General features: G+C 55.8%; 28 protein-coding genes. 12 read left to right on the top strand and 16 right to left on the bottom strand.

Translation table 11 applies throughout. The features are described 5' to 3' along the window. Nucleotides 1-5: 5 nt before the first annotated feature. The 4 genes from SYNCC9902_RS03345 to lipB form a co-directional block, all read right to left on the bottom strand. Nucleotides 6-1,352: a dihydrolipoamide acetyltransferase family protein gene (locus SYNCC9902_RS03345; protein ID WP_011359474.1), complete on the bottom strand. Its 1,347-nt coding sequence runs from the start codon at nucleotides 1,350-1,352 to the stop codon at nucleotides 6-8. A 53-nt stretch (nucleotides 1,353-1,405) separates the two neighbouring features. Further along, a complete protein-coding gene (locus SYNCC9902_RS03340) occupies nucleotides 1,406-1,849 on the bottom strand; it encodes a YlqD family protein (RefSeq protein ID WP_011359473.1) in 444 nt (147 codons plus the stop codon). A gap of 67 nt (nucleotides 1,850-1,916) precedes the next feature. Beyond that, entirely contained in the window at nucleotides 1,917-3,854 is a 1,938-nt protein-coding gene (locus tag SYNCC9902_RS03335; RefSeq protein ID WP_011359472.1) for an AMP-binding protein, read from the bottom strand. Between the two features lie 31 nt (nucleotides 3,855-3,885). Further along, on the bottom strand, nucleotides 3,886-4,581 hold the full coding sequence (gene lipB / locus SYNCC9902_RS03330; RefSeq protein ID WP_041424856.1) for a lipoyl(octanoyl) transferase LipB: 696 nt from the start codon (nucleotides 4,579-4,581) through the stop codon (nucleotides 3,886-3,888). A gap of 11 nt (nucleotides 4,582-4,592) precedes the next feature. Between lipB and hpf the strand changes: the two genes are divergently transcribed. The 5 genes from hpf to SYNCC9902_RS03305 are packed head-to-tail and all read left to right on the top strand — an operon-like array spanning nucleotide 4,593 to nucleotide 9,300. Continuing rightward, a complete protein-coding gene (hpf, locus tag SYNCC9902_RS03325) occupies nucleotides 4,593-5,180 on the top strand; it encodes a ribosome hibernation-promoting factor, HPF/YfiA family (RefSeq protein WP_011359470.1) in 588 nt (195 codons plus the stop codon). 46 nt (nucleotides 5,181-5,226) lie between these two features. After that, nucleotides 5,227-5,907, top strand: a complete 681-nt coding sequence (deoC, locus tag SYNCC9902_RS03320) for a deoxyribose-phosphate aldolase (RefSeq protein ID WP_011359469.1) — start codon at nucleotides 5,227-5,229, stop codon at nucleotides 5,905-5,907. After that, the gene (gene recO / locus SYNCC9902_RS03315; RefSeq protein ID WP_011359468.1) at nucleotides 5,908-6,681 is read left to right on the top strand and encodes a DNA repair protein RecO; all 774 of its coding nucleotides are present in this window, start codon (nucleotides 5,908-5,910) and stop codon (nucleotides 6,679-6,681) included. 28 nt (nucleotides 6,682-6,709) lie between these two features. Beyond that, a complete protein-coding gene (locus SYNCC9902_RS03310; protein ID WP_011359467.1) occupies nucleotides 6,710-8,092 on the top strand; it encodes an MFS transporter in 1,383 nt (460 codons plus the stop codon). Nucleotides 8,093-8,124: 32 nt separating this feature from the next. Continuing rightward, nucleotides 8,125-9,300: a glycosyltransferase family 4 protein gene (locus SYNCC9902_RS03305; RefSeq protein ID WP_041424854.1), complete on the top strand. Its 1,176-nt coding sequence runs from the start codon at nucleotides 8,125-8,127 to the stop codon at nucleotides 9,298-9,300. Here SYNCC9902_RS03305 and SYNCC9902_RS03300 read toward each other — a convergent pair whose 3' ends face one another. From SYNCC9902_RS03300 to SYNCC9902_RS03290, 3 genes are all read right to left on the bottom strand, one after another. After that, on the bottom strand, nucleotides 9,301-9,828 hold the full coding sequence (locus SYNCC9902_RS03300; protein ID WP_011359465.1) for a methyltransferase family protein: 528 nt from the start codon (nucleotides 9,826-9,828) through the stop codon (nucleotides 9,301-9,303). Nucleotides 9,829-9,895: 67 nt separating this feature from the next. Beyond that, complete coding sequence (locus SYNCC9902_RS03295; RefSeq protein ID WP_156771050.1) at nucleotides 9,896-10,327, bottom strand: hypothetical protein; 432 nt, start codon at nucleotides 10,325-10,327, stop codon at nucleotides 9,896-9,898. Continuing rightward, a complete protein-coding gene (locus SYNCC9902_RS03290) occupies nucleotides 10,327-10,887 on the bottom strand; it encodes a 1,2-dihydroxy-3-keto-5-methylthiopentene dioxygenase (RefSeq protein ID WP_011359463.1) in 561 nt (186 codons plus the stop codon). The genes SYNCC9902_RS03295 and SYNCC9902_RS03290 overlap by 1 nt, the downstream gene beginning before the upstream one ends. On the opposite strand from SYNCC9902_RS03290, the gene cobI reads away from it, so the two are divergent. After that, complete coding sequence (gene cobI / locus SYNCC9902_RS03285) at nucleotides 10,871-11,665, top strand: precorrin-2 C(20)-methyltransferase (RefSeq protein WP_011359462.1); 795 nt, start codon at nucleotides 10,871-10,873, stop codon at nucleotides 11,663-11,665. The genes SYNCC9902_RS03290 and cobI overlap by 17 nt on opposite strands. Before the next feature lie 4 nt (nucleotides 11,666-11,669). On the opposite strand, the gene proC is transcribed toward cobI, so the two are convergent. From proC to SYNCC9902_RS03250, 7 genes are all read right to left on the bottom strand, one after another. Beyond that, entirely contained in the window at nucleotides 11,670-12,497 is an 828-nt protein-coding gene (gene proC / locus SYNCC9902_RS03280) for a pyrroline-5-carboxylate reductase (protein ID WP_011359461.1), read from the bottom strand. 8 nt (nucleotides 12,498-12,505) lie between these two features. Beyond that, nucleotides 12,506-13,072 (bottom strand): cell division protein SepF, encoded by a 567-nt coding sequence (locus SYNCC9902_RS03275; RefSeq protein WP_011359460.1) that lies wholly within the window; start codon nucleotides 13,070-13,072, stop codon nucleotides 12,506-12,508. Between the two features lie 76 nt (nucleotides 13,073-13,148). Further along, nucleotides 13,149-13,811, bottom strand: coding sequence for a YggS family pyridoxal phosphate-dependent enzyme (locus SYNCC9902_RS03270; RefSeq protein WP_198001749.1), 663 nt, complete (start codon nucleotides 13,809-13,811; stop codon nucleotides 13,149-13,151). A 4-nt stretch (nucleotides 13,812-13,815) separates the two neighbouring features. Continuing rightward, a complete protein-coding gene (locus SYNCC9902_RS03265) occupies nucleotides 13,816-14,082 on the bottom strand; it encodes a PipX family protein (protein ID WP_011359458.1) in 267 nt (88 codons plus the stop codon). 15 nt (nucleotides 14,083-14,097) lie between these two features. Beyond that, a complete protein-coding gene (locus SYNCC9902_RS03260; protein WP_011359457.1) occupies nucleotides 14,098-15,006 on the bottom strand; it encodes an energy-coupling factor transporter transmembrane component T family protein in 909 nt (302 codons plus the stop codon). Nucleotides 15,007-15,009: 3 nt separating this feature from the next. Continuing rightward, nucleotides 15,010-16,377 (bottom strand): ribosome biogenesis GTPase Der, encoded by a 1,368-nt coding sequence (gene der, locus SYNCC9902_RS03255; protein WP_011359456.1) that lies wholly within the window; start codon nucleotides 16,375-16,377, stop codon nucleotides 15,010-15,012. Between the two features lie 69 nt (nucleotides 16,378-16,446). Then, nucleotides 16,447-16,899: a DUF1823 family protein gene (locus SYNCC9902_RS03250; RefSeq protein ID WP_011359455.1), complete on the bottom strand. Its 453-nt coding sequence runs from the start codon at nucleotides 16,897-16,899 to the stop codon at nucleotides 16,447-16,449. Between SYNCC9902_RS03250 and dusB the strand changes: the two genes are divergently transcribed. Both dusB and SYNCC9902_RS12370 read left to right on the top strand, forming a co-directional pair. Then, nucleotides 16,898-17,968, top strand: coding sequence for a tRNA dihydrouridine synthase DusB (dusB, locus tag SYNCC9902_RS03245; protein WP_011359454.1), 1,071 nt, complete (start codon nucleotides 16,898-16,900; stop codon nucleotides 17,966-17,968). The two genes, SYNCC9902_RS03250 and dusB, sit on opposite strands and share 2 nt — an antisense overlap. Nucleotides 17,969-18,021: 53 nt before the next feature. Next, on the top strand, nucleotides 18,022-18,363 hold the full coding sequence (locus SYNCC9902_RS12370; RefSeq protein WP_011359453.1) for a hypothetical protein: 342 nt from the start codon (nucleotides 18,022-18,024) through the stop codon (nucleotides 18,361-18,363). Here SYNCC9902_RS12370 and SYNCC9902_RS03240 read toward each other — a convergent pair. Continuing rightward, nucleotides 18,302-19,861, bottom strand: coding sequence for an LPS biosynthesis protein (locus SYNCC9902_RS03240; protein WP_011359452.1), 1,560 nt, complete (start codon nucleotides 19,859-19,861; stop codon nucleotides 18,302-18,304). The two genes, SYNCC9902_RS12370 and SYNCC9902_RS03240, sit on opposite strands and share 62 nt — an antisense overlap. Nucleotides 19,862-19,874: 13 nt before the next feature. Then, nucleotides 19,875-20,921, bottom strand: a complete 1,047-nt coding sequence (locus SYNCC9902_RS03235) for a hypothetical protein (RefSeq protein WP_156771049.1) — start codon at nucleotides 20,919-20,921, stop codon at nucleotides 19,875-19,877. 239 nt (nucleotides 20,922-21,160) lie between these two features. On the opposite strand from SYNCC9902_RS03235, the gene SYNCC9902_RS03230 reads away from it, so the two are divergent. From SYNCC9902_RS03230 to rfbD, 4 genes are all read left to right on the top strand, one after another. Further along, complete coding sequence (locus SYNCC9902_RS03230) at nucleotides 21,161-24,079, top strand: rhamnan synthesis F family protein (RefSeq protein WP_011359450.1); 2,919 nt, start codon at nucleotides 21,161-21,163, stop codon at nucleotides 24,077-24,079. Nucleotides 24,080-24,179: 100 nt separating this feature from the next. Next, entirely contained in the window at nucleotides 24,180-25,112 is a 933-nt protein-coding gene (gene rfbA, locus SYNCC9902_RS03225) for a glucose-1-phosphate thymidylyltransferase RfbA (protein WP_011359449.1), read from the top strand. Then, nucleotides 25,109-25,699 (top strand): dTDP-4-dehydrorhamnose 3,5-epimerase, encoded by a 591-nt coding sequence (gene rfbC, locus SYNCC9902_RS03220; protein WP_011359448.1) that lies wholly within the window; start codon nucleotides 25,109-25,111, stop codon nucleotides 25,697-25,699. Before rfbA ends, rfbC begins: the two co-directional genes overlap by 4 nt. After that, the gene (gene rfbD, locus SYNCC9902_RS03215; RefSeq protein ID WP_011359447.1) at nucleotides 25,696-26,583 is read left to right on the top strand and encodes a dTDP-4-dehydrorhamnose reductase; all 888 of its coding nucleotides are present in this window, start codon (nucleotides 25,696-25,698) and stop codon (nucleotides 26,581-26,583) included. The genes rfbC and rfbD overlap by 4 nt, the downstream gene beginning before the upstream one ends. Nucleotides 26,584-26,610: the final 27 nt, after the last annotated feature.

Raw genomic sequence — 26,610 nt, 5'->3', positions numbered from 1 at the left:
TCGGATCAGAGCGCCAAGCTCTCCGGACGGTTCTCAATCAAATCAGCCAGGGCCTTGAGGAAGGAAGCACCATCGGCGCCGTAGACAACCCGATGATCAGCGGTGAGGTTCACCTGCATCTGACGTTTCACCGAAATGGAGCCATCCTTGCCAGCCACCACCATCGGACGGGATGCGGCCACGGCCAAAATCGCTCCAGTGCCTGGGGGAAGGATCGCATCGAAGCGGTCGACGCCAAACATGCCCAAATTGGAGAGGGTGAACGTTCCCGTGCTGTATTCCTCAGGCAAAAGCTGCTTACTACGGGATCGCTTCACAAGGTCGGCCCATTGGCGAGACATCTCATAGAGATCAGTGCGGTCGGCTTGACGCAAAACAGGCGTAATTAAGCCCCCGTCTTCCATCGCGACAGCGACAGCCACATTCACATCAGCGGGATAACTCATCCCAGCTGCGGTAGTTGCCGCATTCACCTGGGGATGATGGGCCAGCGTCACGGCCACTGCCTTGGCCAAAAGGGCCGTCATCGTGACGCCCTTTGGCTTCACCTTTTTGTAAAACGCATCCAATTTGTCGGTGGTGATCGTGTAACCAACGCGGAAGCAAGGCACAGCAAGGCTGGCTTCCATGTTGCGGTTCACAGCCCCCTGCAGGGTGTTGAACGCAACCGTCTCACCGGGACGGCCAAAGCTATTACCAGCCGGGGCAGCTGCTGCCGGTGCTGCGGCTGAGGTGACAGATCCTCCAGCCGCGGGAGCCGTCCCTTCCGCCACCCGCGGCACTGAAATGGGCTGCCCGGTGGCCTGTTCCACATCTTCGGCCTGGATTCGCCCGTGGGGGCCACTGCCACGAACCGTGGAGAGGTCGACACCCATTTGGGAGGCAAGCTTTTTGGCCCGGGGGCTGGCGACGATGCGACCGTCATTCACAACGGGGGCTGTCACCACAGGGGGCGCTGTCACCACAGGGGGGGCAGCGGGGGCTGGAGCGGGAGACGTCGTTGATGCTTGGACCGCTGCTGGTGTAGGAGCTGGCGTGGGTGTGGGTGCAGGGGCTGCCGCAGCCGCTGGAGCTGCTGGAGCATTGGCTTTGGCGTCTGCAATCTCGGCCTCGGTTTCAACGATCAAACCGATGGTTTCTCCCACCGGTGCCGTGCTGCCAGCCGGCATCAGAACCGCGGCCAGAAAGCCATCCTGAAACGACTCAACGTCCATGTCGGCCTTATCCGACTCCACCACCAGAACTGATTCGCCGCGGGCGACCTTGTCACCAGGCTGTTTCAGCCACTCGACGATCTTGCCCTCCGTCATGGTGGAGCTAAGGGCAGGCATAAAGATGTCGTGGGTTGCCAAGACCGTCTCCGAGGGCTGATCAGGGCAGTTTACGAGTCAGCTGAAGACTGGGATCAACCTTCTTCAATTGTCTGCACCACTCCATCGCGAACAACGATGGCAACTTGCATTTTTTGCACGAGGTTGTCGCCCACCTTGAGCTCACAGGTGCTCTCCAACTGACCCTGTTCGACAATCTGATCCATCTCCAGTTCGCGGACCTGAGCCTGCTGTTGCAACAGGTTGCGCTTTTGCTCTTCGAGCTCTGCGCGCTTGGCCGCCACCTGTTGCTGAATTTGTCCCACTTGATCCTGAACCCTTGGGTCCAGGGGATTCGCACTCTGACGACGAACCTGATCCACGACCTCCTGACCCTCCTGTTCCAGCTGCGCCAGCTGCTGGTCGGCTGTCGCGATGCCATTGCTGAGCTCACGCTCGGCTTCCTCTTTCCAGGTCGGGGTCACGACGGCGCGCACCGTGATCGGACGCTTGATGTTTAAGAACGTGCCGTCGGACATGGACTTCGAAAATTTGGTCTAAGCGTCACAGGCGTTCATGCTTCGGTCAATCACCGGAGAACCGCCCCTAACGGCTGTATAGCCCACGGATCAGGGTGTTGTCCCGGGCGGTGATTCGGTCGCGACGTTGCTTCAAGGTTTGGGTGAGTAAGCCGTTGTCGATGGTGAAGGGATCCACCAAAACCACCCCCGCCAGCCGTTCATCTCCGCGAGCGCCAACACGCTGCTTCAACAGTCGATTGCATTCCTGCATCAGCAGTCGGAGCAGCGCCTGATCACCTGGCTTTCCACCGAGGTCGTTTGCAAGGCTGAGTCCTTGCTGACCAGCCCAAACAACAATCACATCGGCCCGAGGCACGATTAACGCTGCCAATTGGCGCTCGTCCTGCCCCACCAGCATCACCTGCTCGATCAGTGGACTCGCCACCAGGACTTCCTCCAACGGTCCGGGCTCAATGTTTTCGCCACTGCTTAAGACGATCGTGTCCTTCGCACGGCCCGTTAAAGCCACCGAGCCATCCGCCAGGAGCATTCCGAGATCACCAGTATCAAACCAGCCATCAGCGTCAAGAACTTTGGCTGTGGCATCGGGTTTGCCCCAATAACCCGCCATCACCTGCGGTCCGCGCACCAGAACGCGTCCCCTCTGGCGACACCCCAGCAACGTTCCAGATTCAGGATCCACAATCCGGAATTCCGTGCCTGGCAACGGCAAACCCGAACTGCCGCGAATGTTGTGCCAAGGGCGCCGACAACTAATCACCGGACTGGTTTCAGTGAGGCCATAGCCCACCAAAAGTTCAATGCCCACCGCTTCAAAAAACGCATCGATGTGGGGGGCAATCGCTCCTCCTCCACTGATGGGATAAGCAAGCTGCCCGCCGCTCAGCTGACGGCGCACCTTGGGCCACAACAAGGCCGATGCCAAAGCATGTAGCGGCCAGCGGAGAAGGGCCACCCCAGCGGCCTGGAATCGTCCTGCCCAGGGCACAGGCTCCAACATCAAGTTGCTCGCCCGACGCAGGGCTTGTCGCTGAGCAGAACTGTTGCTGAGGGCAGCTCGAAGCAAGCGTTGTCGGGAAGGCGGAAACGTTTTCACCACATCCTCGAAGCCAGCCTGCACCGACTCCCACAACCGTGGCACGGTGGCCATCGCAATCGGTTGCACCCTGGGCAGATCCTTTTTGAGTTGCTTAATCGTGGTGTAGGTCTGTGTGCAGGCACACGACAGAAAGAAGTAACTGGCACTGCGCTCATAGGCATGCCAAATCGGCAAAACGCTCAGCACCGGATCCCCTGGCTTGGGATAGGCCACACAGGCCAAGGAGCGAATTTGGTGCAACAAATTGGCGTGCGTGAGCGGCACCCCCTTCGGCTGACCGGTCGTACCTGAGGTGTACAAAATCGTGGCCACCTGGTTTGCTGCGATCTTCCCGTCTCCATCAAGGTTTTGCGTACGCGTCACCGGAGAGAGGCCAGCCGCAGACGACAGCAGCGTGTCCCAACCGGTGAGTCCATCCACCGGATCACCCTCGAGCTGCACCACCACCTTCAAGCGCGTTCGCTGCGCCGGCGTCAATGCCAAGCGGCGCCACAGATCAGCGTTCTGGACCACAAGGGCTGTGGCCTTTGAATCCTCAAGGATGTAACGGAGCTCCTCAACAGGGGCAGACGCACCCCGAACAGCATCAGCGGCACCACAACGCATCAGGGCTTGGTCGGCCACCAACCAGCGGGGACTGTTCTCAGAAAACAACGCCACAACGTCACCCTTTCGAACACCCTTGGCGTCAAACGCGGCAGCAGCCGTCGCGATGCGTTCGGCCAATTCACCAAAACTGAACTGTTCTGGATGGGTGGCGTGGGGAGCATCGAGGGCGGTGATCGTTCCATACCGATCCGCCAACCATGGCCACATGGAATCCACCCGGGTGAAGCTCTGGGTATGGCCATGACGTTGCAGCGACGTCGTTTCCCGAGCGGTAGGGGTCCAGCTGGCCGTCATCCGAGACGTTGCATCGATCAGCACAGGCGTATCACGCCTGCGGGATCCACGCCAGGTGGAAGCGGGCAGCGAGGGACTGGCGAAGCAAAGGCTGCACATCGCTCACCCTCAGCCCAGGCATCCAATCGCACAGTCGACCGACCTGATGGCCAACCAATCCACAGGGTGTGATTTCGGCAAAACCCTGGAGTTCGCAATCCACATTGAGAGCCAACCCATGTTGCGTAATCCAACGGCGACAGCCCACACCAATCGCCGCCACCTTGCACCGTCCCACCCACACACCCGTAAGGCCCGGTAAGCATTCGCCCTGGAGGCCTAAATCACGCAACACATCAATCACCACCAGTTCCAACTGCCGCAAATACAAGTGGAGATCTGGTGTATGCCGTTGCAAATCCAAAACGGGATATGCCACCAACTGACCCGGCAAATGATGGGTCACCTCCCCGCCTCGATCAATGCGATGCAACGGGGCTGGTGGTTCGTTGGGGTCGAAATGCAGGTGTTGGGCACTGGCACCACGCCCGAGGGTGTAACAGGCGGGGTGCTGCAGAATCCAAACCGCTTCGGGGGAGGACGGCTCCTCAAACAGGCGTTGCTGCCAGAGCTGCTGATCCCGCCAAGCCCGCTCAAACGGGATCAGCACGGACGGCTCAAAAAGAAATGCACCCGCGGGGTGTTCCGAAGAGCGACGCGTTACTAGCTTGCCGATATCCACCGGCACAGGTGCAAAGGATGAAGGTGCTGATCCATGGTCGCAACCTCGAGATCACTCCGGCGCTGCGGGAGTACACCAACACAAAACTGGAACGGGCCACGTCCCATTTCGGTGATGCCATCCGCGAAGCCGATGTTCACTTGTCTGTGGCGAGGAACCCACGGGTCCCCCAGCAAACCGCAGAGGTGACGGTGTTTGCAAACGGCACGGTGATTCGTGCCCAAGAACGCAGCGAAAACCTTTACGCCAGCATTGATTTAGTTGTCGGCAAGCTGGCGCGACAGCTGCGCAAATGGAAAGAGCGTCATGCGGATCACCACCACAGCCACGGCCACAGCGCCAGCCTGACGCCCAGCACCGAGGAAGTCAGCGATGAGAGCGCTGTTGAGGGATCTCTCGTTGACGGGAAAGAGGCACAGCTTCCCGAGCCAGGCGTGCGACGCAAATACTTTTCAATGCCACCGATGACGCTGGATGACGCTCGGCATCAACTGGACGTGATCGACCACGATTTCTATCTTTTTAGGGACAGTAAAACCGGCGATTTGCAGGTGATTTATCGCCGAAACCACGGCGGTTATGGCGTGATCCAAGCGAGGGAGTAACGAACTTCGCGGAATCAACAGAGAGCACAACCAACTGAGCCCTGTCATGGCCGCAATCCCCAAGGACCTTCCGGACCTACCCCCTCTTCTGGATCAGGCCATCCTCGATCCCTTGCTGAACGACGAACAACTCCATGAGTTGTGCGATGCCAGCCGCCAGGAAAATGTTCGAGCCATCTGCACCAGCCTGCAGCTGTTGCCAGTGCTGCGTCAGCGGTTAGGAGCATCAGAAGGGGGGCCGAAATTGATAGCAGCGATCGGATTTCCATTCGGTGCCCTGCCCGCTGAACTCAAACAGGCCGAGGCTGAATGGGCCGCATCCCAGGGCGCCGAAGAGCTGGATGTTGTGCCTGATTTCCGAGCACTTGCCAACGGAAGTATCACCAGCTTTGCCGATGAGCTAGGCGCGCTCTGTGGTCTGGGATTGCCGCTGAGGGTGGTCCTCGACATGGCCCGTTTGACGGAGGATCAACTCGCCCTCGCGGTGGAAGCGTCCATCGATGCCGGCGCCACGGGCGTCCAAACCGGCAATGGCTTCGGACCGGCCTGTCATCCGGAGCAGGTGAAGCAACTGATGGGGCTCTGCCGCAAACGCTGCGGCATCAAAGCCGCCGGTGGGATTCACAGCATCGATCGCGTTGCAGAATTAGTCGAAGCCGGTGCCGACCTGCTGGGGACCAGCAGTGCGCCCCAATTGCTTCAATCCCTCCGCCAACCGATGGGTTAGATGGCGGACCGACGCTTGGAGGGTTTAGCCCTAAAGGTGGGACCGCTTGGGGAACACGACCGTCTGCTGAGCCTGCTCAGTGATGCAGAGGGACTAACCCGATTTGCCGTACCTGGCGCACGACGTCCCAAAAGCAGCTTGGCAGCCGCCGCCCCACTCACCCTGCTGGAACTTCAGGTGGGGGGGCGCAGTGGTCTGGGCCGGGTTCGCCAATTAAGAGTGCTGCGCAGTTTTTCAAGGCTGGGGCAACGTTTGGAAACCCTGTCTGCCGCTCAAGCCCTTTGCGACCTTTGCCTGCAATTGGCAGCTGACGACCCCGTGAATGGCCTGCTGAGCACCGTTCTGCTCCATTTGGAACGCTTGGAAAGCCATGCCGACGATGCTGATCTTGTTTTGGCAGGCACCGTTCAAGCCTCGATTCACCTGCTCACCCTGGGCGGCTACGGCCTACCCATGCAAAGTTGCTGTCTAAGTGGTGCACCGCTGGACGCACCCCTAGGCCAGTGGGACTGGCGCTGCAGCCTGTTGCCAGAGGACGGATTCGCCATCCATTCCCAACCGAATTCCGCCATCGAGCTCAACCCGTCGGAACTGGCCCTTCTACAGCGACTCGTACGAGCCGATTTGCCACGGCGGCAGGATGGGGAACTGATGGGGCCCCAGCGGGTTTGGCTGCGATTACTACGGGTCGTTGAACTTTGGGTGCGCACCCATTTAGCCCACCGCAGTCGAGCGCTCGCCATGCTGCGCGAAACACTGATCACGCCGGCATAAGCCATCATGGCCGCGACGCATTGACTCCTTGAGCGGCCCAAGCCTGTCCAGCCCAGAACCCGCCCTGCCCACCAGCAGCAACCCGGAAGGCAAGCGCGGGATCCAAGCCGTGATGGCCTTGGGCGATTTTCGCAAACTCTGGCTGGGTCAAATTTTTTCCCAGCTTGCGGACAAGTTCTACATCGTGTTGATGGTCTTTTTGATCGATCAACACCTTCTGGTGATGGGTGGCGGCGGCACCGGGGTTCTGGCGGATATGGCCTCTGATTACGGGCTCGATATCAGCACCCGCACCAAGGTGATCACCCTGTTGGCCACAGGCATTTTTGTTGCCAACACCATCCCCGCCATGGTTCTTGGAACTCTGGCGGGCGTTTGGGCCGACCGATGGCCCAAACGGCGGGTGATGGTGGCATCGAATGCACTACGAGCCCTGCTGGTGGTGTTCGCCCCCCTCTTTCTTCTGCCTGGGCCCCTTTGGCTTGGCCTGCCATGGGGGTACTGGGGATTGGTGGGAATGACGTTCCTTGAATCGATCCTGACCCAGTTCTTTGCTCCCTCTGAGCAAGCAGCGATTCCAGTGTTGGTCCCGAACCAACACCTTCTTGCAGCCAATTCCCTCTATCAAGCCACCAGCATGGGGGCAACGATTCTGGGATTCGCCCTGGGGGAACCCATTCTGCGCGCACTGCATCATCTTTTTGCCTTTGCAGGTATCGATGGCGGTGAATTTGTTCTGCTTCCGCTTTGCTATGGCCTCGCAGCACTGAGCTTGGCGCGGTTGTCCCTGAGAGAGACACCAAAACCACCCCCAACCACGTCTGTTTGGGCCGAGATTGGTGAGGGGCTACAGGTGTTGCGTGAGGTGCCCTCCGTTCGCGGAGCGATGCTGCACTTGGTTCTTCTGTACAGCCTGCTGGCAGCCCTTTACGTGCTGGCGCTCCAGCTCGCCGCCCTGATCTCCAGCCTCGGACCGTCCGGTTTCGGTGCGCTCCTGGCCATGAGCGGAGTGGGCCTTGCGATCGGTGCCATCGTGATTGCGCAAATGGGTCATCAATTCAGCCGACGACGCCTCACCGCCTCAGGTCTTGGCACGATCACCTTCACGCTGGTGCTCCTGAGCCAACTGCGCGGATCCCTGATCTTCACCTTGGCCCTGTGCGGGATCTTGGGAATTGGAGCCGCGCTGGTGGCCATTCCCGCCCAAACCACGATTCAAGAGGAAACCCCAGAAGCAGAGCGCGGCCGCGTCTTCGGGTTACAGAACAACCTGATCAATATCGCCTTGAGTCTTCCCCTGGTGCTGGCGGGCACTCTCGTCAGCAGTCTTGGCCTAAAACCAGTGTTGTTACTTCTTGCGGGGCTCGCCTTAATCGCGGCATTACTCGAGAAGCCATGGCAACGCTGCTAACTTTTGCTGTCGCCTGAGGAGGTCCACCCCGGTTGGTGCAAATTGCATGGCTTGGTAAGAAGTCGCCCTTCTGCGGGAACGTGTCCTACGGGCTGAGCACCACTGAGGCGCTCCGTCAGCGCGGCCATCAAACTCATTTCATTCATTTCGACACCCCACTCAGTCCTGAGCGGGGTGCGGCAGCTCTACTGGGAACTGATCCAGATGTGAGCCTGCCGTACTTGGTGAAATCCCAGGTGTACACAATTCCCTCCCTGGGCGCACAACGGGAACTTCGGGACTCTCTGGAGCGGATCAAACCCGATTTGGTTCACGCCAGTCTCACGTTGTCCCCCCTTGACTTTCGTCTTCCAGAGCTGTGCCAGCAATTGGGGGTTCCTTTAGTAGCAACCTTCCATCCCGCCTTTGATGCCGATGCTGGATTACGCAATCTGTCCGCCGGCACCCAACAGCTTTCTTACCAGCTCTATGCACCCTTCCTAGCCCGCTACGACAGGGTGATCGTGTTCTCGAAACTCCAGGCAGATGTGTTGATCAAGCTTGGGGTCCCGGCAAAAACACTCGCCGTGATTCCCAACGGTGTTGACACCGATCGCTGGTGTCCTGCCAGTCAGAGCACGGTTTCACTTTTGCAAAAAACCGTGCGTCAACGGCTTGGAAACGAGCGCATTTTTCTCTACATGGGGCGGCTTGCCACCGAGAAAAATGTTGAAGCCCTATTGAGGGCATGGCGCTTGGTCTCGCCCGAAGGCTGTCGGTTGGTGGTGGTAGGTGACGGCCCCCTCACCAGCAGTTTGCAGAACCAATTCAGTGATCCACAGATCCTCTGGTGGGGTTACGAACCCGATTTAGAAACGCGGATCGCACTGCTGCAGTGCGCAGAGGTGTTTTTACTGCCAAGCCTCGTCGAAGGCTTATCCCTCGCCTTGCTTGAGGCGATGGCAACTGGAACGGCATGCGTCGCCACCGATGCTGGAGCCGATGGCGAGGTCTTAGCCGGAGGGGCCGGGATTGTGATGAGTACCCAGGGGGTGACCACCCAACTCCGCACATTGCTGCCTGTGCTGCGAGATCAGCCCGTTCTGACGGCAGAACTCGGACGTCGAGCCCGTGAACGAGCGATTGAGCGCTACACCATCGGTTGCAACATCGACGCGATGGAGAAGCTGTATCGCGATTTACTCGACGACTTCAGGGTCGCCGCCTAGTCATTCGATGCATCGCCAGTCCAACCCTGGGCAATCTCTAACAATCGCTGGAGTGATTGCGGCATAGGCGACGTAGTCGGGATGCAGCTGGCGCAAAGCCAACTCTTCAAAACGAGCCTTGCCGCGCAACACCATCGCCAAAACAAGGAACAATCCGAGATGAAACAGGCTGCCAGTGGCCACAACCACCCCGAGGGAACAAAGCAACACCGCCTGATACATCGGATGTCGGCAATGGCCATACACCCCAGTGCGAATCAGCTGATTGTGCTGCTTTGGCACTGGTAGGGGCGACAGGCTTGCTCCAAGAGAAAGCAAGGCCTGAACCGCCCGAATGAGCCCAAAAGCCAACAGCAGCAGACCAAAACCAAACAACAGGCGCGGCCAGCTCACGAGTCCCCAAAACGCTGGAACCGGCCACACGGGCAGAAGATGAGCTGCAATCAATGCCAACTGAGCGCCCAGCCACCATTCGCCACGGCGATTGTCCAACCAACCCGCCCAACTCAAACCCCAGCCGGAAAACATCGGAACACGTCCACCCCTAAGCGGAGATTACGCATCAACCCCACGATCAAGGCCACCTGGGCTTGATTTAGAGCTCATTGCGAAGCAAGGCTTGCGCCTCTTGCTCATGCTTTGGATCCAGGCCGCAATCCGTACCGAGCAGCCCTTGGAACTGGGGACTCACCGCCTCCACCAGAGGGTTCTTCAAAACGACCGGATCAATCCCCAAATCCCGAAGAGAGATGTTGAGTGCATGCACAGCTTCAGACGAACTCAACGTTCCCTGGCGGACTAAACAAAGGCTGTGGGCTTGGGCCATCGCGGCATAAGCACGGATGCGTTGCGCCAAGATCACCGTCGCGACGCGACGCTGAACCACCGGGGATAAGGCGTTTTGCTCCGTCCGGCCAGGCAGCCCAATCACAGCCGAAGCCGTCACCGATGCAGTGAACCAAGCAGCGGTCATCAAACCCACAGAAACGGCAGAACGGAGCCTCCCCATCTCGAAACCCTTCTGCATCAATCCAACGTGGGGAAGCGCTCAGAAATTGTGTTCCCCGTAAATGTTGCCACCCAACCCACCGCGTTGTTGAACCAGCGCACAGCACAGAACGCTGGCTGGCCTCCCATATCAAACCAATGCTTCGTTCCAGCCGGAACCCGAATCAAATCCCCCCGTTCACACAGGGTGAGTAGCACTTCTGCACCGAGGTGCAGGCAGAACAAACCCCGTCCTTCCACAAAAAATCGCACTTCATCTTCCGCATGGGTGTGTTCCGCCAGAAATTTGCTGCGCAGGGCAACCCGCTCGGGGTGATCGGGGGTCATCCGAATCGCATCAACCGTGGCGTAGCCGCCGTCCCGCTTCACGCGGTCAATCTCGTTGGCATAGGCCTTCAAAATCCACGACTGATCTGCTGCAAGTGGCAACTCCTGCAGTGCAGGCCACTGCTCAAAGCCGATCCCACGCCGCGCGAGTTCAGCTTGAATCTCAGCGGGAGTTTCCGTCACCAACAGCGGCGTTGGCGAGCTCTGATCCATCGACGTCGATCCATCTGGAAAGATGCTGAGACGACTCATCGCCTGGCTCCCGGGCGTTCCACTGCTGACCATCATCGATCCCAAGTCCCCAGGGTCGCTCACGCTTGTGGGGGTCGGCCCCGGCAATCCGTCCCTGTTGACCCTGGCCGCCGTCCATGCCATCGAAACCAGCGACGTGATCGCTTACCCCGTGGCTCGTCTGGCCGCTCAAAGCATGGCCGCCCGCATTGCTGCCCAGTGGATCCGCGACGACCACACGTGTTTGCCCCTGCTCTTCCCGATGGTGGATGGAGCTGAACCCAGGCGCGCGGCATGGCACGCCGCAGCCCAAACCCTCCGGAAGCTTGTCACCGAGGGACAACAAGTTGTTCTGCTGTGCGAAGGCGATGCCTCCCTCTTCGCCACATGCAGCTATGTGCTGATGGCCTTGCAACAGCAATGGCCCGACTGTCCCTGCCATGTGATCCCTGGCGTCTCATCGGTTTCAGCAGCGGCGGCCGCTGGTCTTTGGCCACTGGCGTTACAGCAAGATCAACTGCTGCTGCGCCCCTGTCCGGAAAGTCCCGCCGAATTGACGATCGAGCTTGATGAAGCGAAGGAGAAGGGGCGCGTCTTGGTCCTCCTCAAGTTGGGCCATCGCTGGGAGTGGGTCCAACCCCTACTAGATGAACGAAAGTTGCTTGAGAAAGCTCTATTCGCCGAAAAAGTGGGATGGCCAGACCAGCAGATCCAAACTGCTGACACCGTTGCCGCCAGCCAAAGGCCCTACTTTTCTCTGCTGTTGATTCGTCAGGCTTGGCCCGACGTCCTCCCTTAAGCCATCAGCCCAGTTGACGGCTTCGCTCCGCAGCCGCCATCACCGCCTCGATTAAGGCTGAGCGCAAGCCTGCTTGCTCCAACTGTCGAAGGCCAGCAATGGTGGTACCACCGGGGGAAGCCACCATGTCTTTGAGTTCGCCAGGATGCAATTCCCGTTGATCCAGAAGCGCCGCCGTTCCCGCCAGAGTGCGATGGGCTAACCGCTGGGCCAAATCCCTCGGCAAACCCGCCAACACAGCCCCATCAGCCATGGCTTCCGCCACCAAGGCAATGAAAGCTGGGCCGGATGAGGTGAGCGCTAGAAAAGCATCGAGCTTGGATTCGGGAAGTTCAAGAACTTCCCCGACATCACCAAACAAGTCATAAACCTGACGTCGCTGCTCAGCATTCACACCATCGCCCCAAGCCAGAGCCGTGAGGCCAGCTCCCACCAATGCAGGCGTATTGGGCACAGCCCGCACACAGCAGTGCCCCGGGAACAACCGTTGCAGCCGGTCTAGGGACACCCCTGCCAAAACAGAAATCAAGAGGGGGCGACCCTGCGCAGGTGCACTGGATTGAGCAACTGCATCAAGCTGCTGGGGCTTTACAGCCAGAAGCTGCAACGGCGCCGTCCAAACGTCGATGGCACGTGAGTCCGCTGCAGCCACAATCTGAACGCCTTGAGGCAGTTCTGTACGACGAAGCGTTGCCGTCGTCTCGGACCCCACCACAGCCAAGAGCTGGTGAGGATCGACATGCCCCTTGGCCAGCAGTGGAACGACAAGAGCCTGGGCCATACGACCCAGGCCGATTACTCCAAATGCAGGCTGGATGTTGTTCGTCGGCACAGAAAAATTCAGAGAGCTGCGGCGCCCCAGGCAGGAGACGGTGCCGAGGCGGATTCCGACGGCTCTGCCACATCAATCTCCCGACTCACAACAGTGGGAGCAGACGTTTCGTCCTGGCTGGCATTGGTCACCGTGACGCAGCTCGGTGCGAACAGAAAAATGCTCTCACCAACGCGTTCTTGATGGCCATCGATGGCAAATGTGCCACCCGCCACAAAATCAACGGCTCGCTGGGCTTGGTCTGGCTCCATCATTGTGAGATTCAGGATCACCGTCTTGCGCTCGCGCAACGCTTGAATCGCCCGGGGCATCTCATCGAAGCTGCGGGGCTCCATCAGGTTCACCTCTGCCGCTGCAGTACTGATCCCTGGCATGCCAATCACGTTGGACCCTGGCAGGTCTCCACCCAAGTCGAAGGGGTTGCTGTCCCCCAGGGTGGCTAGCGCGCCACCGTCAGCCTGCGTGGCACGTTGGTCCTGATCCTGTTGCTCATCTTCGTAGGCGAAATCATCGAGTTCACCATCGAGATAGTCGTCACCAGCGACAACGGCACGAAGGCGGGAGATCAGCGACACCTTAAAAATCCTCTCGGGCTGAAACTTGGTTGAACAACCATGTCCCTGGATACCGTTTCAGCCGCGACCGGGCAAGTCAGCCCGCACCAGGTTTTGGCACATCCCGTTGGCCAAACACGGCAGATCCCAAACGCAACCACGTACTTCCAGCCGCAACGGCCTCCGTCCAATCCCCTGACATTCCCATGGAGCAGTCCGGCAATCCCAATTGATCAGCTAAGGATCGGCACTCAAGAAACAAGGTTTGACGCTCCTCTCCCTCCAGGCCGAGCGGAGCCATGGTCATCAACCCCATGAGCCGCAAAGACGGCAGTGCGCGCAACTGGGGCCAAGCCGAAAGCAGCTCAGACGGCTCCATTCCTCCCTTCGTTGGATCCTCGCGGAACCTCACCTGGAGCAACACATCAGGACAGCACCCCTCCTCAACAGCAATCCTCGACACCCGCTCAGCCAGAGCGAAGGAATCAACCGAATGGATCACAGAAAACGCCTTCACAACGCCACGCACCTTGTTGCGTTGCAATCGACCTATGAAATGCCACTGCAGGGTTAGGTCCGAGAGCAAGGCCTGCTTTTCAACCGCTTCCTGCAACCGACTTTCGCCAAAGGCCTGTTGCCCCAATGAAGCAACAGCACGAATCGACGCAGCAGGGTGGCCCTTACTCACCGCCAACAAACGGGCCCTCGGGGGCAGCTCCCCCGTCACAGTTGTCCAGCGATCAGCCAGAGAATCGGTCAATGGATCAGATGAAAGTTTGATCAAAGAGTTGGCGCCAACTCACCAAATCGTCCGAACCATCACGCCGACACCGGCTGATATTCACCTCGGCATGATGGCGGGCATCCCCATAGGGAATGACTTCGAACTGCGCTCCACGCGGTTGAAGGGTGACCAGGAAGAACATGCGCTGGGCATACAAGGTGGCGTATACATCACGCCCTTCACCCGCCGGAGCGACCCGATAGAGCATCCCAAAGGTGGGATGGTTGAGGTAGCGCTCGGAAGCCATCGCTACAAAGCCAAGTTAAAGAGCACCGTACTGACCACGCAGACCCACCACCATTAGCAGGCCCAGAAGGGCGAGGGCATTGAGAAGGGGTGCAGGCCGCTCCGCTGGTAACCGAAACCGCGAAGGACCCAAAATCCGCCCACCTCTGGCCACCAAGGCATCAGCGCCTTGTTCCGCACGTAACAAAATATTGGCAAGAAGGCGCTCACCCACTGCAAGAACAATCCCAAAGCCAGCTTTGAAGCCCAAGGTGCGCAAATTCACGGCTCGGCTTGCCATCGAACGAAGCAGGTTTTGAAGCTCCTCTTGAACGAGTGGCAAAAAGCGCAGCGCCAATAGCAACTGAAATCCCAGCCTCTCCACCGGAAGTCCAAAGACGGCAAGGGGTGTGAGGTACCAGCTCAGCCCCCACACGAGATCTTCTGGAGTGGTGGTGATGAGCACAAGGTTGACGCTATGGATCACGGTAAAAATCAAGGTCGACGTGCGTAATCCCAGCTGAGCTGAGGCGCGATCCACCACAAGCGGACCAAGGCTGAAGTTGCCCCATTGCAGCGGTCCAAGCCTGATCAAATCCCAGCTGGGACCGTCGGTCGTGGCATCGGGCAATTCGAGGGGGTTTCGAAGGGAAAACGCCGCTGGAGGATCCACCGCAGGGAGCAGCATGGACAGCAAACCAACGGCAAGGGCCAGCAGCACCAGCACTACCAGCGATCGCCACCAGAGCTTGCGGGGCAAGCCGCTCAGGGCTGTGATCACGAACAAACTCAGCACGAGCCCAACACGCCACCAAGGACCGGCCAAGACGGGTGTCAGCAGGAAAACAAGGGACCACGCCAGCTTCAAACGGGGGTCTAGACGCCGAAGCCAGCCTTCAGAGCCATCGACGTACTGCCCCATCGGGATCTGACGCAACCAGTCCATCGCTCAACCCCTGCGGTTCTGTTGACGGGCCAACTCTTTTTCAGCATCGCGTTGCTGCTTGCCTCGCCAAAACAACTTCAACGGCGTTCCGTCAAAGCCAAGGCCTTCACGAATGTGCCGCTCCACATAACGGCGGTAGGTGTCTCCAAATAATTTTGGATCGTTCACGAACAAGGTGAAGCTGGGAGGCCGACTGGCCACCTGCGTGCCGTAGTACAGCTTTCCCTGCCTGCCGCCGCGCGTGGTGGGTGGTGAGCGCCAACTCAAGGCCTCTTTCAGCACCTCATTCACCACAGAGGTGGTGACACGACGGCGATGCTGCTCCACCGCCAAGGCAGCCAGAGCAAAGATGCTCTCTACCCGTTGTCCAGTAAGCGCCGATGTAAACAGCATCGGAGCCCAGTCGAGGAAATAAAGCTTGGCCCTCAACTCTTTTTCCGTCGCCGACATGGTGTGGCTGTCTTTTTCAACGGCATCCCACTTATTGACCACCACCACACAAGCCCGACCGTCTTCCTCGATCCGTCCGGCCAAACGCTGATCTTGTTCTGTGACCCCATCGAGGGCATCAATCACCAACACACAAACATCACTGCGTTCAATCGCCTTAAAACTGCGATTAATTCCAAAATATTCAGGGCCGTAATTCACACTGCGACGGCGTCGGATGCCCGCTGTATCAACAAGCCGCCAGGGGCGATTTTCCCGCACAATATTGGTATCAATGGTGTCGCGCGTTGTGCCTCGGATCGGGCTCACAATGGCGCGCTGCTCACCACAAATGGCATTTAGAAGGCTTGATTTACCAACATTGGGGCGTCCAATAATCGACATCTGAATCGGCTCTTCTTCATCACCTTCCTGATCCTTAGGTGGCAAAAAAGTTAGGACTTGATCCAAGACCTCGGCGGTGCCTGCTCCATGGATCGCTGAAATGGGATAAGGCTCCCCAAGTCCCAGCGACCAAAACTCAGCCGCCATAGCGAGTCCCTGCTCGACGGACTCACACTTGTTAACAGCCAGCAATGTGGGACAACGCTGCTGACGTAAAAATTCCGCAATGGATTCATCGGCCGCGGTGAGTCCTTGTTTTCCATCAACAATCACCAAGGCGACGCTGGCTTCATCCAAGGCCAATGCCGCTTGCTCACGAATCTCAGGAAGAAACTCGCTGTCGTCGTCAAACACCAACCCACCGGTGTCGACCACCTTGAACTCACGGTCTCCCCAGTAACCGTCTTGGTAGGTGCGATCCCTAGTCACCCCGGGCTGGTCGTGCACGATCGCCTCACGACTTCGGCAGAGCCTGTTCACCAGGGTGGACTTGCCAACATTGGGGCGTCCAATAATTGCGACGACAGGACGCGCCAAGGAGCTTGATTCAGATCAATCTTCGACCCTACAGACCCATGGAATCTTGATTCTGTAGCGGTTTTGATCTCATGAAATCAGGAGATCTCCCGGATGCCCTTTTACGGGATCACTAGGGACAGGCATTTCTTGGGCCAGAGGACCTTGATCCGGCAAAGGCTCCCCTCGCTGGGCGAGCCATGCCAGCAACCAACTCACGGCAGTAGCGCGGCGGGTGCGCCGGGGGTACAACCCACCGATCTTGTAGCCGGCAAAACCCAGCTGCTCCTTTAAAAGCTGCTTGAGAGGCTTAGGGATCGAGCGGGTTAAACGAACAGATGCTGGGCGCTGAGCAATCAATTCAGGACCAAGGGGAAACGCATCAGACCACTCTTTGGATGTGGTGGGACCGGCGTGCCATTGATCACCGACGGGTACGTATCCCAGCCGCGTCCAAATGCATTCGCAAACGAAACGATCGGTGCAACGATCCTCAAGAATCTGTTGCAGTAGTGCGCGACTCACAGGCCAAAGATCACCCATGGCTGATGAAACTGAGCGGAGTGGTCTTGATCATCCCCAACCTTTGAACCAAAGCCTGCAAACACCCATTCATCTTCCGGGCAATGGCACCTGCCGTCAGCTTCATTCGCGGGTCCTGCAATCGCCTTTAGCGGGCGTAACCGACAAGATTTTTCGTGGGTTAGTGCGGCGATGGTCTCGGGATTCCTTGCTGTTCACAGAAATGGTGAACGCCACAAGCCTGGAGCTCGGCCACGGTTACGGAAAAATGGACGACCTCAAGGCCGAGGAAGGCCCCATCGCGGTTCAACTCTTCGATCACCGCCCTCACGCGATGGCCCACGCAGCACGCCGTGCCGAACAGGCTGGGGCCTTTCTTATCGATATCAACATGGGATGTCCAGTCCGAAAAATCGCGAAGAAAGGCGGAGGTTCAGGACTCATCCGTGACCCGAATCTCGCCACTCAGATTTTGGAGGCGGTCGTTGACGCTGTATCGATTCCGGTCACCGTAAAAACGCGCCTCGGTTGGTGTGGGAGCAGTTCGGACCCGATCACTTGGTGCCGACAACTTCAAAATGCTGGCGCCCAAATGTTGACCTTGCATGGACGAACCCGGGAACAGGGTTTCAAAGGCCAAGCGAATTGGAATGCGATCGCGGAAGTCAAGCAAGCCTTAACGATTCCCGTGATTGCCAATGGAGATATCAACAGCCCCACCGATGCACTTCGGTGTTTAGAGATCACAGGAGCCGATGGCGTGATGGTGGGTCGCGGAACCATGGGGTCACCCTGGCTGGTGGGACAAATTGAAGCCGCATTCATGAATCGACCGATTCCTGCAACACCAGACAGTGGTGCCAGACTTCACTTAGCCAAAGAACAGTTGCACGATTTGGTGTCATCCAGAGGATCCCACGGCCTCCTCATTGCACGAAAACATATGAGCTGGACATGCACTGGGTTCCCAGGAGCACCACAACTCCGCCATTCCTTAATGCGCGCAACAACACCAGACGATGCCTACCAATTAATCGATAACGCCATCAACTCCTTACGCACAGTCGGGATCGCACAAGAAGCAAAATAAGTAGAGTCGACTGGTTGACCGAGACCTAACAGCCCAAACCAATCACAATCACCTTGAACTCCCTACACCATCCTTCAGACCAGCCCGAGCTTGGACAACAGCTGAAAGACGCCAAACAAACAATCAATAAATTAAAAGATAGTTTAAACGCAAAAGAAAATGAAATCCAATCGCTCCAAAATAAACTCAATAGCGCACACGAAGAACTCATCAATACGCAGAATGAACTTGAGTACCACTATCAAAAATCCCAAAATAAAGCCTTACTGATCGACAGTTATCAACACCAACAACATCGCGCCAAGGCATTAATTGCTTCCCTGCTTCAGCAGCTCAATCCACCAAGCCGTAACCAAAACCTGGAACCGCCTCGGGACTGCCAGACATCTCCTTAATCTGCCAACCCGAACGTTTCACCTCCAGCGAGATCAAACGTTCAAGAGCATGGGCAAATGTTCCATCAAACTGGCCACCTTCAAGTTCAAAGTCGTCCAACGAAAAGCCTTGATCGAGCAATGAGCGGAAAGCCTCAACGCGGCCAGCAAACATGCTGCCAGCCACAAATGTTTGCATCAGTGCCCAGCGCCCATTGATCTCAGAATGACTCAATAAATGATGCAAGTGAGTCTTATTTTTAAACAAAGCAATTGCCAGGGGCAGAAGGGTTCCTGATGGGCACAAACATCCCAAATCCTCATCATCCAAGAATTGATATCTAATCGCCTCCAGTCCAGCAGCACTCAACAGCGACTCAATCAAATGTCGCGACCACTTATCGAGCCCGTCGATACCAAACTGAAGCGACTTTTTAGTATGTAGCTTCACAAAAAAATGATGACCAGCGGCAGCCACGGCCGGCAGCAAATGCAGCAAAAATGGCGCCACATCTCGCCCACGATTCTCCACACCAAACAAGCGAACACACGCAAAATCGAGATCACGAAGCTTCTTTTCAACCTGATCTATCTGATCCATTGAAGTGCTGACATAAAGATCAAGCTGAGTGCCAACCATTCCCGCACAAAAGCTCGGTAATTTCAAAAGAATGTCGTCTAGAACATCGGGATAAAAACCATGAATCATGAGGGCCAGATGACCTGGAGATGACTCTCCCCAACTACGTTCATCAGTAGATGGGATTTGCGTCACATTCAAACGCTCAGGCTCAACACTTTTCTCCTTCAAAGATGAAGGCATCATCAAGCGACAGTGTCCCGACCAATCTTGTATGCATACAGGGGCATCAATCGCCCCATCATTCGCCAACTCACTCCAGGCCGATGCTTGCTCGAGCCATTCCCGATAAAGCTCATTCGGCGAATCACTCGAAACCTTTTCAAGGTCTTGATCCATCGCCCAAACCCCAGGAACTTCTAAGCCTGAGCCTGCCAAACGATGATGAGCCAGCTTTAAATTTCGGATATAAATCATTTGATCGGTCGATGAGTCCAACCACCCATCAACATCCAGACCATTCTCTTCAATTCCACTGATGGGTCGAAGATCACTACTGAGAATCAACAATTGATCATGCAATTTGCGGAAGCGTTGAAGAGCAAATTTTAATGAGCTCAAATTTTTCAAACCACGCAATACGATGACGGGCCGGCCTAAAAGATGCAGAACATGCTCTGAGCACCAAGCCTCTTTAAGCGATGCCAGCAAATTTCGCTCCGCTTGAGGAGAGAGCGGATCGCTGCAATTTAATTCCCATGCCCAGGGGAGATCGGGTGCAGCAGGAGGATTCAGAAAAGAACTAGACGTGCCTTGGCCATCCACATCAATGGAAAGGAGCCAACCCTGGATGGCAAAAGATCTCGCCTGCGCCTCGAGATCACCCCTCTGCCAAGCAGGATAAAAAGCCGGATCTAAGCGACAAAACCAACGCGCCATTAAAGCTCCCTGCTCATTGGCCTGAAATGAGTGCAGCGGTTTGCATCTTCTCGGCTTCCCCTAAAAACAATTCAAAGGCCTGAAGCGCAGGGTTCTTTTCCCCCCGTTCAACCAAAAGCTGCTGCAAAGTCTCTTCATAAACCACACAAGAATGATTCTGCAGCAACGCCTTCACTAACAAGTCTTGAGCTGCATCCAGATCTCCCTTTGCTTTCAATCGAACGGCAGCCCGCAGGACAAGCTCGACTTCAACATCACCAGACAGAGCATCCAACATTTGTTCCATGGCAGCAAGAGCGTGTTGTTCATGAACAGAATCCTTGAAATGATTTAAAAGATTCTGGGCATCAACAAATTTTTCAAGTTCAATCAGAGCATTGGCTTTTGCAATAACAAGCCATGGGGATTCAAACCCACTCTCTAATGCTTTATCAACAAGTTGGATCAATGGCTGGGCATAACCACGTTTACGGAGTAGCTCACACTCTTTCAAAACTCCTTTCTCTAGCGCATCCAACGTTTCAAGATCTCGATTAAAATATTGAACATTCCATCCCTGCGATCGGCAAATCAACTGCAAGGCACCAACCAATTGATTGATTAAAATTGCATTGTATTTCTTGGGATTCGATTGAGACAATTTTTTCCATATAGATATCGCTTCGATATGACGATTTAACTGCACAAATATGCGAGCACGGTTATCCAGAAGCATGTCATTCTCGATTCCTTCGGCCTGCGCAAGATCAAGAATAGTGAGCGCTTCATGTGCATCTCCTAGCCGTGAAAAATACACGACACGATTCAAGACATAGCGACATTTTTGCTGGAAAACCAATCGCTTGGACTTCTCCTGCAACTCCAAATCACCACATTCAGAAAGAAACTCCCAAATCTGAATGGCTTCGTTCTCACGATTCAATTGGGCAAGGGCTCTGGCTCGGTTATCCAACAAATAATTGCTGGACATCCCTTCTGCGAGGGAACGATCAACAAGCGCCAAAGACGCTTGAACATCCCCAGCCTGACGGAGGGCAATGACCTCACGAAGCACGTCCATCAGATGGGGATCGCGTTCGGTTAGCGAAGATTCACTTGCACAATCCGATGATTCGTTGCACTCAGCAGCGGCGCAGTCAACACTCGATCGGGATCGTGCCCAAGGGAATCGTCCCAGCAACCAATCTCGACGTGCGGCCATCTCCAACGCTGTTCCCTTTTGAGACTTTATGCGGGAAGTCAGCGGACGCTCCCGCCCCTCTCTGGTGCGTCGGCTTGACTAGGTGCAGCCCAAGGCGAATGGTGTCAAGCCAAAGTCTTTCAGATCGATCGCTCACGCAGGCTCTACGACAAGTCGTTGAGCGGGGATTTGGCTTGGAAGACTTACAGCCAGCCTTGGCGGAGCGAAATCCAGGCCTACCAGTGGCCTGCCTCGATCCTCGCCTGATCCCGATTCCTTTACTGGTGAGCCCCCAGAGCTGGGCACCACAAGACAGCGGCATCGATGAAAAAGCCCTGCTTCAAGCCCATCCAGATCTCATCGGCGCCACAACGCTTGTGAGCTCTGGGCGACTCACCCAGATCGTCCATGGAGAGGCATGCCTGTATGCAGACCTACCTCCAATCCACTTACAGGCCTACCTCGATGGTCTCCGTCCAGCCGCGAAAAAAGAACTTCAACGCCAAAAAGCCTGCGCCCTTGAGCACCTAGCCACCCTCGGCTGGAAACGGTTCCGCCATCGGCGTGCTCTTGGGAAAGATCTCGACCGCTATCAACCGGAACCTGATGCAGCCATACAAACCGCTCACTCACCAAACAATCCATTGCCACTGGTGTTGGTGGTTTTACAAACGGAGCCTCGACCAGCCAACAACGCTGCCAGCACTCTTGACAGCAACACCACTGACGGAAACACCGTTGGCTGGAATCACATCATCCATGGACATCTCGACGATCTCAACTCGGTGTGGTCGGCACTGCCTTCCTCCAGCGAGGCTCTGGTGAGCTTTTGCCATTGCGATGACCGCCTGGCACCACAAGCACCACTACTGCTGAGTCGAGCCGCAGAAGCTTCACACAAGGCTGAGTTGTTCAGCTCTGATGAAACATTGCAGTGGAGTGCCGATCCGACACAGCCCCCTGGCAACCGTCAAAACCACGTATCCGCCCTGCCTTGGCGCCTACTCACCCGAGGGTGTATCGGTGGGCTAGTGACGCTTCGACTCAGTCGATTGCGCCAATTAGACCTCCCAAATCGACGCCTATGTCTTCACAATCTGATCCTTGATCTCAGCCTTCAAGTCAGTGCACAACGCCACACATGTGAGCATTTAAGCCAGGCTCTACTGAGCCGAAAAATCACCACGAATCCCGCCGTTCCAGAAGTGGCATCCCCCAAAGATCGTCTGGTTTTCAGTGCCGCACAATGTCAAGAATCTCTGAGTATTTGTCGAGAACGCGGAGCTCATTTTCTGACGACTGGCGGGGTAATTACGGCCCATCCCAAATGGTCTGGATGCCATCAAGTGCATTGGACTCCCCCAGAGAACACATTTGTTTCAATTCTGATTCCCTTTCGCGATAGCGCAGCACTCACCAAAGTTTGCGTGGAGTCGATTCGCCGTTGTGCTGGAGATATTCCCTTTGAACTGATCTTGATCGACAACGGCAGCACGAGTACAGACACTTTGACTTGGCTCAATCATCAGCGCGTTCTGAGCGATGTCACAGTGCTGCGTTTGGATTGCGACTTTAATTACGCACAGATTCATAATTTTGCACGTCCTTATTGCCAGGGCACACATCTCTTACTTCTAAATAACGATATTGAAGTCCGCTCGGAAAATATTCTTCAAAAACTCCTCGATCCTTTTGCAGTGAGCCACACAGTGGCCGTTGGTGCTCGACTGCGTTACCCCAACAACAGCATCCAACATCATGGGGTCGTGCTCATCAAAGGGGAACGACGCTGTGTGTTGGAGCCGGGCAAACACCTGTCTGAACTCAACACCATTGATATGTTCACTCCCTTGGGAGTGCAAGAAGAGTGGATTGCAGCCACTGCTGCCTGTTTGATGCTTAGAACCGCTGATTTTGATCAAATTGGTGGGTTCGATGAACAACTCGCAGTGGTCTTCAACGATGTAGATCTATGCCTGCGATTGCGACAACTGGAAGGCTCTGTTGTTGTCACGCCGTTTGTTGACATCATTCACCATGAATCAGTGAGTCGCGGCAAAGATCAATCAGGAGAGGCCCTAGCCCGACATCAACGCGAGTCGGGTTATTTGCGACATAAACACGCCGGACTCTTTGAAACTGGAGATCCACTATTTAGTCACAACATCCATCCCCACAGCAACCGCTTCCAACCCAAAGATCCTGCACCCCAGTCGTCTGGCCGTGTGAAGCCTCAGCAGATCAGCCACTGGAAGCAACGGGGCTGGAAACCAAATAACAAAAAGCCCTTGATTGTGATGGCTCATTTTGATCCAACCAACCGTTTACGCCCAGATCTGCTCAAACTTTTGGAGAGTTACGCACAATTTGGAGATGTCGTTTTGGTCTCGGCTTCGCCAGGCCTCCGATGGCACTGGAACACCTTGCGAAAGCTCAAAAGATGTTGCCGCGCCATTTTGATTCGCCGCAACGAAGGATATGACTTTGGCAGCTGGATGGCAGCCCTGCATTCGCTTAAAAGAGATATTGACAACATCGATCAACTTATTCTCACAAATGACAGTTTTTGGGGGCCAATCACACCCCTCGACGATTTATTTCAACGACTAAAAGCAAGCAGTGCAGACGTCATTGGACTCACCGACGACCAAATGTATGCACCCCATCTTCAATCTGCTTTTCTTGCATTTCGAAAACCAGTAATTCAAAGTGATGCATTTCAAAGCTTTTGGAATCAACTGGAATCATGGCCTCGCAAACGTGATTTGATCAAAAAATACGAAGTTGGTCTACCAGTTTGCCTACAAAAAGCCGGGTTTAAAACAGAAAGTCTTTACACAAAACATGCCAATGGAAATATTTTGCATACAGCCTGGAAAGAGTTAATTGAAGCAAAAAACTTTCCCTTTCTGAAGGTTTCACTGCTTCGGGATAATCCGATGCATCAAGAGATTGATGCCTGGGAGCAGGTGATCTCGGAACGGAATCCCGTCTTGGCCGCTCAAATCCGATCACAACTCCAACAGCCAAAATCCTGACCCCTCAAAGAGGCAAAACCCAAGATTCGAACGCCATTCTCAAGGAAACGAACGATCTCTCATGCTGTAATAAGCCGAGGTTGGGACTGGCAACAGCAGGATGGGAACGGCACCGAAGCGGAAGGGAATCATCCTGGCCGGTGGCAGCGGCACGCGCCTACATCCCATCACCCAAGCAGTGAGCAAACAGCTCCTGCCCGTCTACGACAAACCAATGATTTATTACCCCCTCAGCACCTTGATGCTGGCGGGGATCAGGGACGTTCTGATCATCACAACCCCCCATGATCGGGATGCGTTCGAGCGGTTGCTTGGAGATGGCTCTGCCTGGGGCATGGCAATCCAATACGCCACACAAGCCAGTCCAGACGGACTCGCCCAGGCCTTTCTGATCGGAGCCGACTTCCTCGATGGAGCACCCGCCGCCCTTGTTTTAGGAGACAACCTCTTCCACGGGCACGACCTCATTCCCCAGCTGATGAACAGCAATGAACAACAGCAGGGAGCCACGGTTTTTGCCTACCCCGTTAGCGATCCTGAGCGCTATGGAGTGGCTGAATTTGACGCTCAAGGGAAGGTCTTAAGCCTGGAGGAAAAGCCCACCCATCCCAAAAGTCGTTACGCCGTTACAGGCCTCTATTTCTATGACCACACCGTGGTGGAGCGTGCCCGAAAAGTCGAACCCTCTCCCCGTGGTGAACTCGAGATCACCGATCTCAACGCGATGTATCTGAAGGAAGGGCAGCTTCGAGTTGAACTAATGGGACGAGGAATGGCTTGGCTCGACACGGGCACATGCGACTCGCTCAACGATGCGGCCAGCTATATCCGCACCCTCGAACATCGACAGGGATTAAAAGTGGGCTGTCCTGAAGAAGTGGCCTGGAGGCAGGGGTGGATCGACAACGAACAGCTCAATCGGCTCGCCCAACCGCTGAAAAAAAGCGGCTACGGAACCTATCTCCTGCAAATGCTCGAGGAAAGTGTGAGTGATCATGCTGCTCTGCAAACCAGCCTGGAGGTGAGCGCATGAATGTTGAAACCCTGCAAACATCGCAAGGAATCACCATTTCGGGCCCGCTTCTCATTACACCCAGGGCCTTTGGCGACGACCGTGGCTGGTTTTTTGAAAGCTGGAACCAAAAACGCTTTAACGAAGCGGTCGGACAATCCGTGGAGTTTTCCCAAGACAATCATTCAAGATCAATTCAAGGGGTTTTAAGAGGGTTGCACTATCAATTAGCCCCTGAACCACAAGCCAAGCTTGTCCGTTCCAGTGTGGGATCTATTTTTGATGTAGCAATCGATATTCGACAAACGTCGCCCACATGTGGTCAATGGGTTGGTGCTGTCTTAAGCGCTGAAAATAAAGCCCAGCTTTGGATCCCAGAGGGCTTTGCTCATGGTTTCCTCACCCTGAGTCCCGTCGCAGAAGTGCAGTACAAAGCTCGTGGTTTTTGGAATAAAGCGTGTGAACGTGCCATCCGATGGGACGATCCAAACTTGGCGATTGATTGGCCACAAGCGGAATTAAATGGCACAGCCATCAGCCTGTCTGACAAAGACGCTGAAGCCCCTGACTTCCTCTCGGCAAAGGCATCAGGAGATCTGTTCCCATGAAGATTTTGCTTACCGGAACGGGAGGGCAACTGGGCCAAGCCTTACTGGATTCAAAGCCTGACGCGGTTGAACTCATCTCCACAACCCGTCAGGAACTGGACCTCTCCAATGCGGAAGCTTGCCGATTGGCTGTCCAAAAGTATCAACCCGACTGGGTTCTGAACGCAGGGGCCTACACAGCTGTCGATCAAGCGGAGTCCGAACCCGAGTTAGCCCATGCCATCAATGCCGGAGCACCTGAAGCCTTTGCGCAAGAACTCGATCGCCAGGGTGGCCGGCTCCTACAGGTGAGCACCGATTTTGTCTTTGATGGACAACAGGGTTCTCCTTACCGTGTCGATCAACCCACGACGCCGATTGGTGTGTATGGAACAAGTAAGGCCGCAGGTGAGCAAGCCATCCACAGAATCTTCGGAGCCAACAACCCGCAAGGGGTCATCCTTCGCACAAGCTGGGTTATGGGCCCAGTCGGTCGCAATTTTGCCCGCACGATGCTGCGTCTTCACCGCGAACGTGACCAACTGAGTGTTGTTGCTGATCAAGTGGGATGCCCTAGCAGCACCTTGAATTTGGCCACTGCATGTTGGACAACGATCACACAGGGGTCGCAAACAAACCTGCCACCGATCATGCATTGGAGTGATGCAGGAGCCGCAAGTTGGTACGACGTGGCCGTGGCCATCGGTGAACTCGGCCACTCACTTGGCTTGGTGGACACACCCGCCAAGGTAAATCCGATCACCACAGCAGATTATCCAACCCCTGCCTCACGCCCGAACTATTCCCTTCTCGATTGCACGACCACACGAGCGGCGTTGCAGCTTGATGGACAACATTGGCAAGAAGCCTTGAAACAGCTTCTGCTTCGAGTCCAAGCTGACTAAAACCGGATCACTGCCAGTCTTTTTTCA

Origin of the sequence: Synechococcus sp. CC9902 (assembly GCF_000012505.1) — a bacterium.
Taxonomy (GTDB): Bacteria; Cyanobacteriota; Cyanobacteriia; order PCC-6307; family Cyanobiaceae; genus Parasynechococcus.
This window is presented reverse-complemented; position numbering and strand designations above follow the sequence as displayed.